Here is a 16,962-nt window from a genome sequence, read left to right on the forward strand (position 1 = left end):
TATCAACTTCTGGCGTTGATTTTTGGCACGCTGTTGAGTTCTCAAGGAACGGACGCTTCCTTTGTACTCACCCCCGCAACATCCGCTGGGGCTTTCCTCCGGGCTTTCGTTCTGTTCTTGCGTTTCCAACTCTACCAGATCATTTCCGCGCCGTTTCCGGCGGTGGATTTGAATTCGGTGACCGTTGGGGGTCTTTGCCTTTCGGCGTTCCACCACTTTAGCGCTTATCCCTTGTGGCTCATAATCGAGCCACTGGCCAGGAATTCGGGCATGCCGAATAGGACCCCGCCAGGGGTAAGTCGTAGGTAGTGGGTTGGCCGCTCCGGAGGGCTGCTGATAGCAGTGCCCCGTTCAAGCGGCTCGGGCTACGTTAGGCGTCCGGAAGGGCCGAGTCAAGTTGAGCGGCGGCGTGGTGCGTGGGCGCGGTACGGGCTCACCGTCGGGTCGTGGGTGATCCAGAAGCGGTACGGGTGGGTCGCGCCGGCTCCGCCCACTCCCGTGCGCGGGCCGCTGCTCACCCGGTCCGCCGAGGTGGGGGTGCCCGTAAGGAGGGACAAGGGGGAATCGGGGCCCGCGCAGAGGTCGGCGCCGTCGAGGGCGCGGTCCACGTCCAGGGCCGTGGCCAGGCGGGCCGGGCCTTTGGCCAGCTCTCTCGGACTTCTGGCCGAAACTCGACGTTTGGCGGCCAGGTCGGCACCCACCGTGACCTCGCCCCCGCGCAGCAGCACCCCGCTCGCGTGGCCCGGGGGGCCGCACACCAGGTTGAGGCTGAACCACATGCCGTAGATGAAGTAGACGTACGCGTGTCCGGGTGGACCGAACATGGAGGCGTTGCGTGCGGTGCGGCCGCGGTAGGCGTGGGAGCCGGGATCGCTCTCCCCCTCGTAGGCCTCCACCTCCGTGATGCGCAGTTCGAGGGGGCCGTCCGTGGTGCGGCGGACGAGGGTGCGGCCGAGGAGGTCCGGGGCCACGGTGAGGACCGGGCGGTCGAAGAAGGACCTGGGCAGGGGCGTACGGTCAGGGCGCGCGCTCATCCGGTCGAGCGTAGTGGAACGCGTCCTCCTGGAACCGGGGCCTAAGGTTCCGCGTTGATACGGGGTAGTCGCGGCGTAGTCGCCAGATCCTTCAAGGGGAGTTAGAGCATGGGCTTCAAGAAGCTGTTCGCGAGCCTGGGCGCCGGTGGTGCTTCGGTCGACACGATCATCACCGAGCCGAACGTCGTGCCGGGCGGAATCGTCCAGGGCGAGGTCCGGATCCAGGGTGGATCCGTGGAGCAGCAGATCGAGGGGCTGTCCGTCGGACTGCAGGCGCGGGTCGAGGTCGAGGGCGGGGACCAGGAGTACAAGCAGGACATCGTCTTCACCAAGCAGCGTCTGGGTGGTGCCTTCAAGGTGCAGCCCGGCGCGCTGCACGTGGTGCCGTTCGGGCTGGAGATCCCCTGGGAGACGCCGATCACCCACTTCGGGGGTCAGCACCTGCACGGGATGAACATCGGGGTCAGCACCGAGCTGGAGATCGCTCGCGCGGTGGACGCGGGTGACCTCGACGCGATCAACGTGCACCCGGTGCCGGCGCAGCAGGCGATCCTCGATGCCTTCCGGCAGCTCGGCTTCACCTTCCGCAGCGCGGACATGGAGCGCGGTCACATCCGTGGGACGCGCCAGTCGCTGCCCTTCTACCAGGAGATCGAGTTCCTGCCGCCGTCGCAGTACCGCGGGCTGCACCAGGTCGAGCTCACCTTCATCTCCGACGGTCGCGAGATGGACGTCGTGCTGGAGATGGACAAGAAGCCCGGTCTGTTCACCGAGGGCAGCGACACCTACCGCTGCTTCCAGGTGGGGCTGCACTCGTACCAGGACACGGACTGGGCGGCGTACCTGAACCAGTGGATCGCCGGCGTCGGTTCGAAGCGCAACTGGTTCTAGGCTCGCAACCGCGTCCGACCGCGGGCGCGGTCCGACATCCCGCTTTTTCGGAGGTTCAGCAGTGTCAGAGCAGAGCAGGGCGCCTCTTCCCCACGACTTCCACCCGGAGGTCGCGTCCTTCACGGTGACGAGCGAGGACGTCGCCCACGGAGCCGATCTGCACGCGGCTCAGATCCTGACGGGGAAGAACGTCTCGCCGCACCTGCGGTGGGAGGGGTTCCCCGAGGGCACGAAGAGCTTCGCCGTGACCTGCTTCGACCCGGACGCCCCCACGGGAAGCGGGTTCTGGCACTGGGTCCTCTTCGACCTGCCCGTCTCGGTGACGGAGCTGCCGACGGGGGCGGGCACCGGGGACTTCGCGGGGCTGCCGGAGGGTGCCGTGCACGCGCGGAACGACTACGGCACGAGGGACTTCGGTGGTGCGGCCCCGCCGCGCGGGGAGCGGCACCGCTACGTGTTCACCGTGTACGCGGTGGACCAGGAGCACCTCGGCCCCGACGCGGACTCCTCGCCGGCCGTCGTCGGCTTCCATCTGCGGTTCCACGCCCTCGGGCGGGCGCAGCTCGTCGCCGAGTACGAAGCGCCTCCCGCGCGCTGATCGTTCCCCGAGCGTTTGCCCGGTCCTGGTCTAAAGAAGGCCAGGACCGGGCATTTTTATTGCGTTGTCCCGCGTGGCGCGCGCGGCCAGAGTGGTTCCGGGCCCTGCCGCCAGGGTGGTCGCGGGCCTGCACACGGGAGGTGGGCGAGATGCGGGACACGCTGGTGCTGAATGCGAGCTTCGAGCCGCTGTCGACAGTGACTCTGAACCGGGCCGTGGTTCTGGTGCTCCAGGACAAGGCCGTCGTCGAACAGTCGCACCCCGAGCTGCGTGTGCGCGCGGCCACCATGGATCTTCCGATGCCCCGGGTGATCAGGCTCTGCCGGTACGTCCGGGTGCCCTTCCGAAGACATGCTCCCTGGTCGCGGAGGGGGGTGCTGGTCCGGGACCAGCACCGTTGCGCGTACTGCGGGAAGCGCGCGACGACCGTGGACCACGTACTGCCGCGGGCCCAGGGGGGTGGGGACACCTGGCTGAACACGGTGGCTTCCTGCGCCGAGGACAACCACCGCAAGGCGGCTCGGACTCCGGAGGAGGCGGGGATGCCGCTCCTCCGGAGGCCGTTCGTGCCGTCGCCGGCGGAAGCGATGCTGCTGGCCCTGGGGGTGGCCGGCCAGGAGGCGCTCCCGGAGTGGCTGGAGCGTTCCGCCTAGGCGGATCCCCCGTGTTGATGTAGCTGGACGCGCTGGGCGACGTAGTTCTTCTACGTCGCTCAGCTGGCGAGCAGTTGGACGACGGCGAGGATGCCGACCGTCACGATGACCGCGCGCAGGACGGTCGGCGAGAGCCGGCGGCCGACCTTGGCGCCGATCTGGCCGCCGATCGTGGAGCCGACGGCGATGAGGACGACGGCCGTCCAGTCGAACTCGGCGACGAAGAGGAAGACGACGGCCGCGATGCCGTTCACCAGAGCGGCGATGACGTTCTTGACGGCGTTGATGCGTTGCAGGTCCTCGCGGAGCAGCAGGCCCATCAGGCCGAGGTAGAGCACGCCCTGGGCGGCACCGAAGTAGCCGCCGTAGGCGCTGGAGAGCAGCATGCCGCCGAGCAGGGCCGGCCCGCCGTCGGGGTGGCCGGTGTCGCCTCCGGCGGCTTCCTGGCGTCGGCGCAGCGCGGCGGCGAGCCGGGGCTGCAGGACGACGAGGACCAGGGCCAGTGCGATCAGGACGGGCACGATCGTGTCGAAGGACTCGGACGGCAGGGTGAGGAGCAGGATCGCGCCCGCGAGTCCGCCGACGAGGGACACGGAACCGAGCCGCAGGATGCGGGCGCGCTGGCCCTGGAGCTCCTTGCGGTAGCCGATGGCTCCGCTGATCGACCCGGGCACCAGGCCGAGGGTGTTGGACACGTTGGCGGTGACCGGCGGGAGGCCGGTGGCGAGCAGCACCGGGAAGGTGATCAGGGTGCCGGAGCCGACGATGGTGTTGATCGTGCCCGCGCCGATGCCGGCGGCGAAGACAGCGAGTGATTCCCAGATGGACATGGACGGTGCCATCCCCTTTGCATGAGTGAGTCGCCTCCCCGCCATGAAGGTCGAGGGGCCTCACCGATCATGCAGGAAGGGGGTGGCCGGTCAGTCGATGGGGGGCTGTTCGCGGCGTTCCGCGCCGTCCTTGTCCCGTGCGGCCGGGATGCCGCCGCCGTCCTTGCCGGCGTTCTGCGGGTTGAAGCCCGAACCGCCGCCCATGGGGCCGAAGTTGCCCATGGCGCCGGAGAGGCCCTTGAGGGCGTCGCCGATCTCGCTCGGCACGATCCAGAGCTTGTTGGCGTCGCCTTCGGCGATCTTCGGGAGCATCTGGAGGTACTGGTAGGCGAGGAGCTTCTGGTCGGCGTCGCCGGCGTGGATGGACTCGAAGACCGTGCGGATGGCCTGGGCCTCGCCCTCGGCGCGCAGTGCGGCGGCCTTGGCGTCACCTTCGGCGCGCAGGATGGAGGACTGCTTCTCACCCTCGGCGCGCAGGATCTCGGACTGGCGGACACCTTCGGCCTGGAGGATCGCTGCGCGCTTGTCGCGGTCGGCGCGCATCTGCTTCTCCATCGAGTCCTGGATGGAGGTCGGCGGCTCGATGGCCTTGAGCTCGACGCGGTTGACGCGGATGCCCCACTTGCCGGTGGCCTCGTCGAGGACGCCGCGCAGGGCCGCGTTGATCTCCTCGCGGGAGGTGAGGGTCCGCTCCAGGTCCATGCCACCGATGATGTTGCGGAGCGTGGTGACGGTGAGCTGCTCGATGGCCTGGATGTAGCTGGCCACTTCGTAGGTCGCGGCCCGCGCGTCGGTCACCTGGTAGTAGATGACGGTGTCGATGTTGACGACCAGGTTGTCCTGGGTGATGACGGGCTGCGGCGGGAAGGGGACGACCTGTTCACGGAGGTCGATCCGGTTGCGGATGGAGTCGATGAACGGGACGACGATGTTGAGGCCCGCGTTGAGGGTGCGGGTGTAGCGGCCGAACCGCTCGACGATGGCGGCGCTGGCCTGCGGGATCACCTGGATCGTCTTGACCAGTGCGATGAAGACCAGAACCACCAGAATGATCAGGACGATGATGATCGGTTGCATGCGGTTCCCCGTGCCCTTCCGGCTGTCTGTGCTGCCCCGTTGATCGGAGTCTCGCAGACCTTGGGGCCGCGAGCAGGCTGGTTGTCACATGACGACGGCGGTCGCCCCGTCGATCTCCACCACATCGACGGACTGGCCGGGTTCGAAGCTGGTGTCCGCGTCGAGGGTGCGCGCGGACCAGACCTCGCCGGCGAGCTTGATGCGGCCGCCGCTGCCGTCGACCCGTTCCAGGACGACCGCGGATCTGCCCCTCAACGCGTCGATGCCGCTGCGGTGTTGGGGGCGCTGGTCGCGGTGGCGGTTGGCGATGGGCCGTACGACGGCGATGAGCGCGACCGACACGATGACGAAGACCAGGACCTGGGCGACCACTTCCCCGCCGAGGGCAGCCGTGACGGCGGCCGCGACCGCGCCGACTGCGAACATGCCGAACTCCGGCATGGCGGTCAGGACGAGGGGGATGCCCAGTCCGACCGCGCCGATGAGCCACCACACCCACGCGTCGATGTCCACATGGTCATGGTAGGTCGGGTGGGCGCGGTCGGGACAGGGTGCGGGAACCCGTAAGGGGGTTCAGCCGAGGGGAAGGCCCTGGGCGGTCCAGCGGTCGGTCCCGTTGCGCTCGACGACCAGCGGGAGGCCGAAGCAGCGGGAGAGGTTGCGGGAGGTCAGTTCGAGGTCGATCGGGCCCGCGGTGACGACCTTGCCCTGACGGATCATCAGGACGTGGGTGAAGCCGGGGGCGATCTCCTCGACGTGGTGCGTGACCATGACCATCGACGGGGCGAGCGGGTCGCGGGCCAGTCGGCCGAGGCGGCGTACGAGGTCCTCGCGGCCGCCGAGGTCCAGACCGGCGGCGGGCTCGTCGAGGAGCAGCAGCTCGGGGTCGGTCATCAGGGCGCGGGCGATCAGCGTGCGCTTGCGCTCGCCCTCGGAGAGGGTGCCGAACTTGCGGTCGAGGTACTCGGTCATGCCGAGGCGGTCGAGGAAGGCGCGGGCACGCTGCTCGTCGACGTCCTCGTACTCCTCCTGCCAGGTCGCCGTCATGCCGTACGCGGCGGTGAGGACGGTCTGCAGGACGGTCTGCCGCTTGGGCAGCTTGTCGGCCATCGCGATGCCGGCGACACCGATGCGGGGGCGCAGCTCGAAGACGTCCACCTTGCCGAGGGTGCTGCCGAGGATGGTGGCGCTGCCCTTGGTGGGGAAGAGGTAGCTGGAGGCGAGGTTCAGCAGAGTGGTCTTGCCGGCGCCGTTGGGGCCGAGGATCACCCAGCGCTCACCCTCCTTCACCGACCAGGAGACCTGGTCCACCAGAGCCCGGCCCTCGCGGACCACGGATACGTCCACCAGCTCCAGAACATCGCTCATGAGCGTGTTGTCACCCCTTGCAGTCACGGTTCTCTGTGCGCCGGTAGACGCAGCCCCAGGGGAAAACCTACGCCACTCGGAGAGGGCTCCGGGGCCGGGGCCCGGTGCCGGGGCCGATCCGTAAAGTAGGGGGATGCTTTTCGAACCACGTTCAGGGCGCTTGGCCGCCTGGGGGAACGCACTGCTGGCCGGTCTGGTCTCGCCCGACGAGGCCGTGTTGTCGATCGTGGGCGAGGACGCCGTGCACCGGGTGGAGGGGCTGCCGGGCGAGACGGGCCCGGTCGGGCTCACCCTGGCGCTCGGCCGGCTGCGCGCGCTGGGGGTGACGGGGCTGCGGGTGGCGCTGCCGGCGCCGGGACATCCGTTGGGGCTGAGCGGGCCGCCGGAGTTCAATGCGCGCGCCCTGGAGGCGGAGGAGGCGGTCGTCGCGGTGGGGGCGGCGCTGGGTCTGGTGCCGGAGGTGTCGGAGGCCGGGCCGGCCGGGGACGTGCACGTGTCGGTGACCTGGCACGTACTGCCGGTACGGGAGGCCCCGCCGGCGGACGTGCCCTCGCTGAGCGAGGCGGAGCGGGAGCTGGCGGAGGCGCTGCGCGAGGCGACCGTGGCGCTGACCCGGCTGGACGTGGCGGGGTCGGGGCCGGTCGCGGAGGCCGCGCTGTCGGCGTACCGGGCGCGGGCGGAGGCCGGGCGGGAGGCGCTGGCGCCGGGATATCCGGCGCGGGCCGTGCGGGTGCTGGCGCTGGCGCAGCGGGTGGACCTGATGGTGTCGCTGGCTTATGAGAACGGGCACGGGGGTGCGGTGGCCGCCTCCGAGATGGCGGCGCGGGCGGAGGCGCTGCGGCCGGTCGAGCGGGTCGCTCGGCGGGCGCTGGTGGCGGCGTACAACTCGGCCGTCGAGGCGCGCGAGCGGGGCTGACCCCCGGGGCGGAGCCGGGCCGGGGTTGCGGGTGCGGCGCCGCTGCGCGGGCTGCGCCGGGCTCCGTGGGGCTCCGCCCCACGCCCCGCGCCTCGAACGCCGGCGGGGCTGGGAGGGGCAGGGCTGGGCCGAGAGGGCAAAAGGGAACCCCGCTTCCCAGGGAGAGGTGGGGAAGCGGGGTCGGGGTGGGGCGGGTCAGGCGTTGACGCCGGTGTTGCCGAAGGCGCCGTTGAGCAGGCCGATCACGTTGACCGTGTTGCCGACCACGTTCACGGGGATGTGCACGGGAACCTGGACCTGGTTCCCGGAGGCCACGCCGGGCGAGTTCAGGGCCTCGCCCTCCGCCGACGCACCGCCGTGCGCCGAGGAGACACCGGCGCCGGCGGCGAGGAGGCCGCCCGCGATCATGGTGACGGCTGCGGCCTTCTTGAAGTTCTTCACGTTCTCGTCCTCCAGTACGTCTGCCGCGACCAGCCGTCGCGGCACGCCATGGAGAACGGCCGACCCACGCTCGGGATACGCCATGTGGGCTACATACACCCGACCGTATGAATCTCAGTCCGGAACGAGACGGTCCGATTTATCTCCGATCACTCCGCGATTCCGTGCCTGACCGCCCACAATGCGGCCTGGGTCCGATCGGAAAGGTCCAACTTCATCAGGATGTTCGAGACGTGGGTCTTGACCGTCTTCTCGGACAGGACCAGGGCGCGGGCGATCTCGCGGTTGGAGCGCCCGTCGGCGATCAGGCCCAGGACCTCGCGTTCGCGGTCGGTCAGCGAGCCGGGCCGGCCCGCCGGGGCGCCTTGGGCCTCCTGGGAGAGGAGCGCCAGGGCCACCTCCGGCTGGAGGAGTACGTGGCCCGCGTGGACCGAGCGGATGGCTCCGGCCAGCGCGTCGGGATCGATGTCCTTGTAGACGTAGCCGGCCGCGCCGGCCCGCAGGGCGGGGACCACGGTGCGCTGCTCCGTGAAGCTGGTGACGATCAGCACCCGGGCCGGGTTCGCCAGCTCGCGCAGCCTGCGCAGCGCCTCGATGCCGTCGGTGCCCGGCATCTTGATGTCCATCAGGATCACGTCGGGCCCCAGCTCCTCGGCGCGGGCGATGCCCTCCTCGCCGTCGGAGGCCTCGCCGACCACCTCGATGTCCTCCTGGACCTCCAGGAAGGTGCGCAGGCCCCGCCGGACCACCTGGTGGTCGTCGACCAGCAGTACCCGAATGCCGCCGCTGCGGCCGGTGCTGTCAGCCACCGGGGACCTCCATCTCGATCGTGGTGCCCCGACCGGGCTCCGAGTGCACGGTGAGCCGGCCGCCGACGCCGCTCGCGCGGTCGCGCATGGAGACCAGGCCCAGATGACGGCCCGCCCGGCGGACCGCCTGGGGGTCGAAGCCCTTGCCGGTGTCGAGGACCTTGAGGACCGCTCCCCCGGCGGGCGTCCGGGCCAAGGTCACCTCGACGCGGTCGCCGGCCGAGTGGCGCAGGGCGTTGTGCAGGGCTTCCTGGGCGACGCGGAGCAGTGCTTCCTCCTGGGTCGCGGGCAGGGCCCGTACGCCCTCGCAGGTGAAGGTGACGTGCGCGGTGTGGGCGCGGTCGAGCACGTGGACGTGCGTACGGAGGGTGGCGACCAGCCCGTCCTCGTCCAGGGCGGCCGGGCGCAGCTCGGTCACGGCGGCGCGCAGTTCGTCGGCGGCCTCCGCGGCCAGGGCGGCCACCTGCTGGAGCTCGTCCTTGGCGCGGGCCGGGTCGCGGTCGACGAGGGCCGCGGCGGCCTGGGCGGTGAGGCGGAGCGAGAAGAGCTTCTGGCTGACGGCGTCGTGCAGCTCGTGGGCGAGCCGGGAGCGCTCCTCGGCGATCGTGAGCTCGCGGCTGCGCTCGTAGAGATGGGCGTTGGTGAGCGCGATGGCCGCGTGCTGGGCGAGGAGGGAGAGGAGCTCCTGGTCCTCGTCGGTGAAGCCCTGGCGGCCGTCCGGGGACCCGCCGCGCTTGTTCGCGAGGAAGAGGGCTCCGAGGGTCTCCTCGCCGTCGCGCACGGGCATGCCGAGGAAGTCGGACATCTCCGGGTGGGCGTCCGGCCAGCCCTCGAAGCGCGGGTCCTGCCGTACGTCGGCCAGGCGCTCGGGGCCGCCCTCGTGGAGCATCGCGGCGAGGATGCCGTGCTGGCGGGGCAGCGGGCCGATGCGGCGCCACTGCTCGGGGCTGATCCCGTCCACGACGAACTGGGCGAAGCCGCCGTGGTCGTCCGGGACGCCCAGGGCCGCGTACTCGGCGTCCAGGAGTTCGCGGGCGGAGACGACGATCGTGCGCAGGACGTCGCGGACCTCCAGGCGGCGGCTCATGGCGAGCAGCGCGGTGCTCACGGCGGCCAGGCCGCTGGGGGGCCCGCCGTGCGGGGGGCTACCGGTCATGGGCTCACCGTACCCGCGGCCGTGACCTGCGGGATCGGGCCATGGACGTAGGTCGAAGGGACCTGCGGGGGTGGGGCTCGTGGCCGACGCGGTGGGGTGTGGGCCGTTCCTAGGTTGGGGGCATCTGCTGATCGGGACGGAAGGCGAGGGTGCTGTCATGTCGGTGGCGATCGTGACGGGGGCGTCCAGGGGGCTCGGCCGGGCACTGGCCGGGGAGCTGGCGGCGCGGGGCTGGGACCTGGTGCTGAGCGCACGGGGTGCGGCGGCGCTGGAGGAGGCCGCGGCCGGGCCGGCGCGGGCGGCCGGGGGCCGGGTGGTGGCGGTGGCCGGGGACGTGTCCTCGACGGCGCACCGGGCGGCGCTGGTGGCGGCGGCGCGGGAGCTGGGCGGGCTGGACCTGCTGGTGAACAACGCGGGGGTGCTCGGTGCCGAGCCGTTGGTGCCGCTGGCGGAGCATGCGCTGGACGGGCTGCGGGAGGCCTTCGAGGTCAATGTGGTGGGGCCGCTGGGGCTGGTCCAGGAGGGACTGCCGCTGTTGCGGGCGGCGCGGGCCGGGGCGGTGCTGAACATCAGCTCGGACGCGGCGGTGGTGGCGTACGCGACGTGGGGGGCGTACGGGGCGACCAAGGCGGCGGGGGACCTGATGTCGGCCGTGCTGGCGGTGGAGGAGCCGGGGCTGCGGGTGTGGTGGGCCGACCCGGGGTCGATGCGGACGCGGATGATGGCGGCGGCCGAGCCGGGCGAGGACCTGACGGGGCTGCCAGCGCCGGAGGAGGTGGCTCCGGCGCTGCTGCGGCTGGTGGAGCGGGCGCTGCCGAGCGGGCGGTACACGGCGCGGGAGCTGGCGGCGGAGGTGGGCCCGGGGGCGGGTCTGGAGGAGGGCCTGAAGGCGGCCGCGGGGGCGGGCCCGGAGACGGGCCCGGGGGCCGCGCGGTGAGCGGGCAGCGGGCCCTGCGGGAGGAAGCCCTATATATAACGGACATACCGCCACATTTGATGGCCCGGATCCCGGCCGAGCAGCGGGGGCCGGGGCTGGGCCGGGACGCTGTGCGGCTGCTGGTGTCGCGGGGCCGCGAGCAGGTGTCGCTGCACGCCTTCCAGGAGCTGCCGGGGCTGCTGCGGGCCGGGGACGTACTGGTGGTGAACACCTCGGCCACACTGGCGGCCGCCGTGGACGCCCGGCTGGGCGGCGAGGACCTGGTGGTGCACTTCTCGACCCGCGGCGATGACGGCCGCTGGGCGGTGGAGCTGCGCGCCCCGGTCGGCGACGGGACGACCCGGCGGCGCGCCGGGGGGCCGGCCGGGGCGGTGCCGGCGCTGCCGGGCGGGTACCGCCTGACGCTGGAGGAGCCGCTGGCGGCGGGCGCGGACCGGCTGTGGTGGGCGCGGCCCTCCCCCGCGGCGGACGGGGTGCCGGCGCTGCTGCGGGCGTACGGGCGACCCATCCGGTACGCGTACACGGAGCGGGACCAGCCGCTCTCGGCCTATCAGACGGTGTTCGCGGTGCCGGCCGCCGACGGGTCGGGCTCGGCGGAGATGCCGAGCGCGGGCCGGCCCTTCACGGCGGAGCTGGTGGCGCGGCTGGTGAGCCGGGGGGTGCAGTTCGCCCCGCTGGTCCTGCACACGGGGGTGGCTTCGCAGGAGGCGCACGAGCCGCCGTACCCGGAGCGCTACGAGGTGTCCGCCACGACGGCGGGGCTGGTGAACGCCGCGCGGGCCGCCGGCGGGAGGGTCATCGCGGTGGGGACCACGGCGGTACGGGCCCTGGAGTCGGCGGCGGACGCGCGGGGGCGGGTGCGCCCGGCCGCCGGGTGGACCGATCTGGTGGTGACCCCGGAGCGCGGGGTGCGGGTGGTGGACGGGCTGCTGACCGGGCTGCACGAGCCCGAGGCGTCCCATCTGCTGATGCTGGAGGCGGTCGCGGGGCGGGCCGCCGTACGGCTCGGGTATGCCGAGGCACGGGCCCGACTCTGCCTGTGGCATGAGTTCGGGGACGTCCATCTGCTACTCAAGGATGAGAACCGTGACCATATGCATTGCGGCAGCAACGCACGGTAAAACCGCTGCGTGCCCGATGTGACCCCGCACATAGGACCCACATCACTTACGAAGCTGCCTAGTGGACGATTAAAGACCCTGTCAGTGCTGTCCCACCTAGCGCCGAGGCCTGAAATCGGGCCTCGGCGCCCGCGCGTGATCCACTAAGCGGGATCGTACGTCACACCTTTGCCACAGGATTTTGCCGCCGCTAAGAATTGCTCCCGTCGCACAGCACCGCGGATCCCCGGATCCACAAAGCGCCTTCCTGCGACTCCCGCTATTCGAAGAGGTTGCCCCGCCATGTCTGCTTCCCGCACCCCCGGTCACAGTCGTCTGACGAAGGCATACAAGCTGTCCATCGCCGGTGTCGCCACGCTGAGCGCCGCCGCCGTCGCCTTCTCCCTCGCACCGGCCGACGCCGCCGAGGCGCAGACGGTCAACGCCGCCCCCGTCGCCTGGACCCAGGCCGTCAACGGCGCGCAGACGAAGACGCTGCAGGGCCACCTCTCCGCGCAGCAGGTCATCTCCCAGGCGAACGCCAAGGCCGCGGCCAAGATCAAGGCCGACGCCGACGCCAAGGCCAAGGCCAAGGCCGAGGCCGCCGCGAAGAAGGCCCGCGAGCAGAAGGCTGCCGCCAGCCGCTCCGCCGCCCGCACCCCGGTCTTCGCGAACAACCTCGACGGTTGGATCAAGGAAGCCCTCTTCATCATGAAGAAGGAGGGCATTCCGGGCACCTACGCCGGGATCCACAAGAACGTCATGCGCGAGTCCAGCGGTAACCCGATGGCGATCAACAACTGGGACATCAACGCCCAGAACGGCATCCCCAGCAAGGGTCTGCTCCAGGTCATCTACCCGACCTTCAAGGCGTACCACGTCAAGGGCACCAAGTTCGACCAGTACGACCCGGTCGCCAACATCGTCGCCGCCTGCAACTACGCGGCCGACCGCTACGGCTCCATGGACAACGTCAACAGCGCCTACTAGGCCCTGACGTACCCGAGCCCCCATGCGCCTCAGGGCGGCACCCGGACCTCCGGATGCCGCCCTGAGGCGTTTGTCGTGCGTGCGGGCGGTCGTGCCGCCCGCGCGCCCGCGTGCTACTTGCCCGCGCGCATGACCTCGGGCTCGTGGCGGCGCAGCAGGCGCTGCACCGCGAAGCCGCAGGCGACGCCGATGAGCAGCAGGATGGTGATGTTCAGGCTCCACTGCCCGATCGTGGCGTCCCAGAGCGGGTCGGTGTTGGTCGGGTTCTCCGCGTCCCACGGCGGCATGAGCTTGCCGAGGTTCAGCGTGGTGCCGGCGGCGGCGATGGCCCAGCGGGACGGCATCAGCCAGGCGAACTGCTCCAGGCCCGGGGAGTCGTAGACCTGGAAGAGGATGCCGGTGAAGACGACCTGGACGATCGCGAACATGACCAGCAGCGGCATGGTCTTCTCGGCGGTCTTCACCAGCGAGGAGATCACCAGGCCGAACATCATCGAGGTGAAGCCGAGCGCGATGACCGACAGGCAGATCTCGACGGCCGGCGGCATGATCAGGCCCTCGGCGGGCAGGTCGCGCGGGAAGAAGCCGATCGCGCAGATGATCACGCCCTGGATGGCCGTGATGACGCCGAGGACGATCACCTTCGACATCAGGTACGCGGACCGGTACAGGCCCGTCGCGCGTTCTCGCTCGTAGATGACCCGTTCCTTGATCAACTCACGGACCGAGTTGGCGGCGCCCGAGAAGCACATGCCGACCGCGAGGATCAGCATGATCGTGCCGGCGTCGCCGTTGAAGCGGGACGGCGCGACGGGCGGCGCGAGGCCGAACTTCGCGGGGATCACCGTGGAGACCACGCCCAGGACGGCGGGCAGGAGCACCATGAGGGCCAGGAAGCCCACGTCCGACGCGATCACCGAGACGTAGCGGCGCATCAGCGTCCACAGCTGCGAGCCCCAGCCCTGCGGCTTGGTCGGCCGCATGTGCTGGGCCGGAGGCATCGCGACGGACTGCGGGGCGACCGCGTCGATGTCGGCGGCGTAGAGCTGGTAGTGCTGGGAGCCCTTCCAGCGGCCGGCCCAGTCGTAGTCGCGGTAGTTCTCGAAGGCCGAGAACACGTCCGCCCACGTGGTGTAGCCGAAGAAGTTCAGCGCCTCGTCCGGCGGGCCGAAGTACGCGACCGACCCGCCCGGGGCCATGACCAGCAGCTTGTCGCAGATGGCCAGCTCGGCGACCGAGTGGGTGACGACGAGGACCGTGCGGCCGTCGTCGGCGAGGCCGCGCAGCAGCTGCATGACGTCGCGGTCCATGCCCGGGTCGAGGCCCGAGGTCGGCTCGTCCAGGAAGATCAGCGACGGCTTGGTCAGCAGCTCGAGGGCGACGGACACGCGCTTGCGCTGACCACCCGAGAGCGCGGTGATCTTCTTGTCCTTGTGGATGTCGAGCTTGAGCTCGCGCAGCACCTCGTCGACACGGGCGGCGCGCTCGGACTCGGCGGTGTCGCCGGGGAAGCGGAGCTTGGCCGCGTACTTGAGGGCCGTACGGACGCGCAGCTCCTTGTGCAGGATGTCGTCCTGCGGGACCAGGCCGATGCGCTGGCGGAGCTCCGCGAACTGCTTGTACAGGTTGCGGTTGTCGTAGAGGACGTCGCCCTGGTCGGCGGGCCGGTAGCCGGTCAGCGCCTTGAGCAGGGTGGACTTGCCGGAGCCCGAGGGTCCGATGACGCCGATCAGCGACTTCTCCGGGACGCCGAAGGTGACGTCCTTGAGGATCTGCTTGCCGCCGTCGACCGTGACCGTGAGGTGGCGGGCCGAGAAGGAGACCTCGCCGGTGTCGACGAACTCCTCGAGGCGGTCGCCGACGATCCGGAACGTCGAGTGACCGACGCCGACGATGTCGTTCGGGCCGAGCAGCGCGGTGCCGGACTTCGCCAGCGGCTGACCGTTGACGTAGGTGCCGTTGTGGCTGCCGAGGTCGTGGATCTCGAAGCGGCCGCCAGGCATCGAGCGGAACTCGGCGTGGTGGCGGGAGACCTGGAGGTCGGAGACCACCAGCTCGTTCTCCAGCGCACGGCCGATCCGCATGACGTGGCCCAGCGAGAGCTGGTGGAACGTCGTCGGGCTGCGGTCCCCGTAGGCCGGGGCCCCGCCCTGCGCCAGGTGGGGAGCGGCAGCGCCCTGCTGGTGCGGGAGGTGGACCTGCGGCTGCTGAGGCTGCTGCTGCGCGTGCTGCTGCTGTTCCCAGGCCTGGTGCTGGGGCTGCTGCTGCGGGGCCTGGTAGGCCGGGGCCTGCGGCTGGGCGTACGCCTGGGCCGGGGCCTGCTGCGCCTGCTGTGCCACGGCCGGCTGCGGCACGGCGGCACCGACGGTGCTCAGATTCAGCCGCGGGCCGTCCGTCGCGTTGCCCAGGTGGACCGGCGTGCCGGGCACGAGCTCGGTCTGCTGGACCCTGGCCCCGTGCACGTAGGTGCCGTTGGTGCTGCCGTGGTCCTCGATGCCCCAACCCCGGCCGTTCCAGGCGATGGTGGCATGCCGCCACGACACCCGGGCATCGTCGATCACCACGTCTCCCTGGGGGTCACGCCCCAGCGAGTACGACCTGGACGGATCGAGCGTCCAGGTCCTTCCATTCAATTCCAGTACGAGTTCCGGCACTCCAGCCCCACTTAAGTCCCCCGAGAATCCCCCATGACGTCAGGGAGTCTAGGGATGGCGAACATCCGGGGGAACTATTTCAGGCCTACAGCCGTATGTGGAATCCGGGCCTTGCCGGGGCGTCTACGACTGCCCGTTGACGGGGTCGAAAGTCACCCGGAGAGTGAGATACGGGACTTCTCGCCCGGTGGTCCCGTCGCGTACCGCTCGGTAGGCATCGGGGGTTCACCGTATGCGCCGCATCCGTTGGGGGGACGTGCTGCTGTCCTCCGTCGCCGCCGTGGGCTGGTCCCTGATCGTGATGGCCGCAGTGGCCGGACTCGGGCTGCACCTGCTGGGCGCCGACGCCGCGGGCGCCGGTGCCACGGAAGGCTCGCTCGGCGCGATGACGGCCGCCGCGGTGGTCCTCGCGATCGGTGGAACCGTGACCCCCTCCGGTGACGTCTCGGTCCTCGGAGTCGTCGGTACGGGCGCCGAAACCTCCCTGGACGTGATGCCGTTGGGGGTGTCGCTGGCCGGAGCGCTGGTCCTGGCGCTGCTGTTCCTGCGGTCGCTGCGGGCCGGCGCGGGCCACGGGGAGACGGCGGCCAGGGTGGTGGTCCTCGCGGTGCTGTTCGTCGCGACGGCGGGCGGACTGGCGTGGGTCGGGCACGACGTGGTCACGCTCGACGGGACGCTGCCGCTGCCACAGACCCCCGCGAAGGTCGAGATCCCGGGGATCGGCGACATCGGCGGGCTGCTCCCGGACCGCATCGGGGACCTGATCGAGACCCGGACCCGGGTGGGGTTCTCGGTGGAGCTCGGGCCGACCCTGCTGGGCGCGGGCGTCTGGGTGCTCGCCGTACTGGCGCTCGCGCTGCTGGTCTCGCGACGCGGGCCGGCCGCGGCGGCCCGGCTGCGTCCGGTGGTCTCGGCGGTGGTGGCGATGCTGCTGGTCGCGGTGGCGGCGGGCTGGGCCGCGGCGGTGTGGGCGGCGCTGGGCGACGACCACCCCCGTCGGGTGTTGGGCGGAGCGCTGCTGGGGGCGCCGAACGGGAGCTGGCTGGGGGTGCTGCTGGGGCTGTTCGTGCCGGTACGCGGCCGGGTCACGGGGGCTCCGGCCCGGCTGCTGCCCGATCCGCTGGACGATCTGGTGGCGGTCCCGGCGCGGGAGCCGGTGACGGTGGCCCGCCTGGCGGAGTACGACGGGCGGGTCTGGCTGCTGGTCGCGGCGGCGGCCCTGCTGTTGCTCTACGCGGGCGTGCTGGCGGCCGTACGGACACCGGGGCGCGGGGTCCTGGGGTGCGCGGCGCGGCTGTCGGCCGCCACCGGGGTGGCCCTGGCGGTGCTGGTGTGGCTGACGGGGTTCTCGGCGGGCGCCTCGCTCGCGGTGCCGGGTGTGGACGCGGTGGACGCGGGGGTGGAGCTGCGGGGGGACATCCCGTACGCGCTGCTGTTGGGCGCGCTCTGGGGGGCGGTGGCCGGCGCGGCGGGTGCGGCTCTGGCTCCCCGGCGGGGGGGGGCCCTCC

The 16,962-nt window shown here is 71.4% G+C and carries 18 protein-coding genes; 9 read left to right on the top strand and 9 right to left on the bottom strand.

What is annotated here, in order from left to right; translation table 11 throughout:
• A partial coding sequence (locus AB8A24_RS40825; RefSeq protein WP_369479024.1) for a hypothetical protein occupies nucleotides 1-221 on the top strand: 221 nt, incomplete at its 5' end.
• 171 nt (nucleotides 222-392) lie between these two features.
• On the opposite strand, the gene AB8A24_RS40830 is transcribed toward AB8A24_RS40825, so the two are convergent.
• Nucleotides 393-1,034 (bottom strand): DNA-3-methyladenine glycosylase, encoded by a 642-nt coding sequence (locus AB8A24_RS40830; protein ID WP_328963866.1) that lies wholly within the window; start codon nucleotides 1,032-1,034, stop codon nucleotides 393-395.
• 108 nt (nucleotides 1,035-1,142) lie between these two features.
• Here AB8A24_RS40830 and AB8A24_RS40835 point away from each other — a divergent pair, with 108 nt between their 5' ends.
• From AB8A24_RS40835 to AB8A24_RS40845, 3 genes are all read left to right on the top strand, one after another.
• Nucleotides 1,143-1,925, top strand: a complete 783-nt coding sequence (locus tag AB8A24_RS40835) for a sporulation protein (protein WP_369479025.1) — start codon at nucleotides 1,143-1,145, stop codon at nucleotides 1,923-1,925.
• Between the two features lie 61 nt (nucleotides 1,926-1,986).
• Nucleotides 1,987-2,523, top strand: coding sequence for a YbhB/YbcL family Raf kinase inhibitor-like protein (locus AB8A24_RS40840; RefSeq protein ID WP_369479026.1), 537 nt, complete (start codon nucleotides 1,987-1,989; stop codon nucleotides 2,521-2,523).
• 149 nt (nucleotides 2,524-2,672) lie between these two features.
• Nucleotides 2,673-3,176, top strand: a complete 504-nt coding sequence (locus AB8A24_RS40845) for an HNH endonuclease (protein WP_030720083.1) — start codon at nucleotides 2,673-2,675, stop codon at nucleotides 3,174-3,176.
• A 59-nt stretch (nucleotides 3,177-3,235) separates the two neighbouring features.
• Here AB8A24_RS40845 and AB8A24_RS40850 read toward each other — a convergent pair whose 3' ends face one another.
• The 4 genes from AB8A24_RS40850 to AB8A24_RS40865 form a co-directional block, all read right to left on the bottom strand.
• A complete protein-coding gene (locus AB8A24_RS40850; protein WP_369479027.1) occupies nucleotides 3,236-4,006 on the bottom strand; it encodes a sulfite exporter TauE/SafE family protein in 771 nt (256 codons plus the stop codon).
• A gap of 90 nt (nucleotides 4,007-4,096) precedes the next feature.
• The gene (locus AB8A24_RS40855; RefSeq protein WP_030720088.1) at nucleotides 4,097-5,083 is read right to left on the bottom strand and encodes an SPFH domain-containing protein; all 987 of its coding nucleotides are present in this window, start codon (nucleotides 5,081-5,083) and stop codon (nucleotides 4,097-4,099) included.
• 84 nt (nucleotides 5,084-5,167) lie between these two features.
• On the bottom strand, nucleotides 5,168-5,596 hold the full coding sequence (locus tag AB8A24_RS40860) for an NfeD family protein (RefSeq protein ID WP_030720090.1): 429 nt from the start codon (nucleotides 5,594-5,596) through the stop codon (nucleotides 5,168-5,170).
• Between the two features lie 60 nt (nucleotides 5,597-5,656).
• A complete protein-coding gene (locus AB8A24_RS40865; RefSeq protein ID WP_266389965.1) occupies nucleotides 5,657-6,451 on the bottom strand; it encodes an ABC transporter ATP-binding protein in 795 nt (264 codons plus the stop codon).
• Nucleotides 6,452-6,584: 133 nt separating this feature from the next.
• Here AB8A24_RS40865 and AB8A24_RS40870 point away from each other — a divergent pair, with 133 nt between their 5' ends.
• Nucleotides 6,585-7,367 carry a hypothetical protein gene (locus AB8A24_RS40870; protein ID WP_369479028.1) on the top strand — a complete coding sequence of 261 codons (783 nt, stop codon included), beginning with the start codon at nucleotides 6,585-6,587 and terminating at the stop codon, nucleotides 7,365-7,367.
• Nucleotides 7,368-7,562: 195 nt separating this feature from the next.
• Here the strand turns inward: AB8A24_RS40870 and AB8A24_RS40875 are convergent, their stop codons facing one another.
• From AB8A24_RS40875 to AB8A24_RS40885, 3 genes are all read right to left on the bottom strand, one after another.
• Nucleotides 7,563-7,808: a chaplin gene (locus AB8A24_RS40875; RefSeq protein ID WP_030386462.1), complete on the bottom strand. Its 246-nt coding sequence runs from the start codon at nucleotides 7,806-7,808 to the stop codon at nucleotides 7,563-7,565.
• A gap of 149 nt (nucleotides 7,809-7,957) precedes the next feature.
• Nucleotides 7,958-8,617 (bottom strand): response regulator, encoded by a 660-nt coding sequence (locus AB8A24_RS40880; RefSeq protein WP_369479029.1) that lies wholly within the window; start codon nucleotides 8,615-8,617, stop codon nucleotides 7,958-7,960.
• A complete protein-coding gene (locus AB8A24_RS40885; RefSeq protein ID WP_328963862.1) occupies nucleotides 8,610-9,773 on the bottom strand; it encodes a GAF domain-containing sensor histidine kinase in 1,164 nt (387 codons plus the stop codon). The genes AB8A24_RS40880 and AB8A24_RS40885 overlap by 8 nt, the downstream gene beginning before the upstream one ends.
• A 157-nt stretch (nucleotides 9,774-9,930) precedes the next feature.
• Here AB8A24_RS40885 and AB8A24_RS40890 point away from each other — a divergent pair, with 157 nt between their 5' ends.
• From AB8A24_RS40890 to AB8A24_RS40900, 3 genes are all read left to right on the top strand, one after another.
• On the top strand, nucleotides 9,931-10,710 hold the full coding sequence (locus AB8A24_RS40890) for an SDR family NAD(P)-dependent oxidoreductase (RefSeq protein WP_369479030.1): 780 nt from the start codon (nucleotides 9,931-9,933) through the stop codon (nucleotides 10,708-10,710).
• Between the two features lie 59 nt (nucleotides 10,711-10,769).
• Nucleotides 10,770-11,831 (top strand): S-adenosylmethionine:tRNA ribosyltransferase-isomerase, encoded by a 1,062-nt coding sequence (locus AB8A24_RS40895; RefSeq protein ID WP_369479031.1) that lies wholly within the window; start codon nucleotides 10,770-10,772, stop codon nucleotides 11,829-11,831.
• Nucleotides 11,832-12,113: 282 nt separating this feature from the next.
• A complete protein-coding gene (locus AB8A24_RS40900) occupies nucleotides 12,114-12,800 on the top strand; it encodes a transglycosylase SLT domain-containing protein (protein ID WP_369479032.1) in 687 nt (228 codons plus the stop codon).
• 113 nt (nucleotides 12,801-12,913) lie between these two features.
• On the opposite strand, the gene AB8A24_RS40905 is transcribed toward AB8A24_RS40900, so the two are convergent.
• On the bottom strand, nucleotides 12,914-15,433 hold the full coding sequence (locus AB8A24_RS40905; RefSeq protein WP_369479033.1) for an FHA domain-containing protein: 2,520 nt from the start codon (nucleotides 15,431-15,433) through the stop codon (nucleotides 12,914-12,916).
• 253 nt (nucleotides 15,434-15,686) lie between these two features.
• Between AB8A24_RS40905 and AB8A24_RS40910 the strand changes: the two genes are divergently transcribed.
• The coding region (locus AB8A24_RS40910) for a streptophobe family protein (RefSeq protein WP_369479034.1) at nucleotides 15,687-16,962 on the top strand (1,276 nt) is incomplete at its 3' end.

Origin of the sequence: Streptomyces sp. BF23-19 (assembly GCF_041106355.1) — a bacterium.
GTDB classification, from domain to species: domain Bacteria; phylum Actinomycetota; class Actinomycetes; order Streptomycetales; family Streptomycetaceae; genus Streptomyces; species Streptomyces virginiae_A.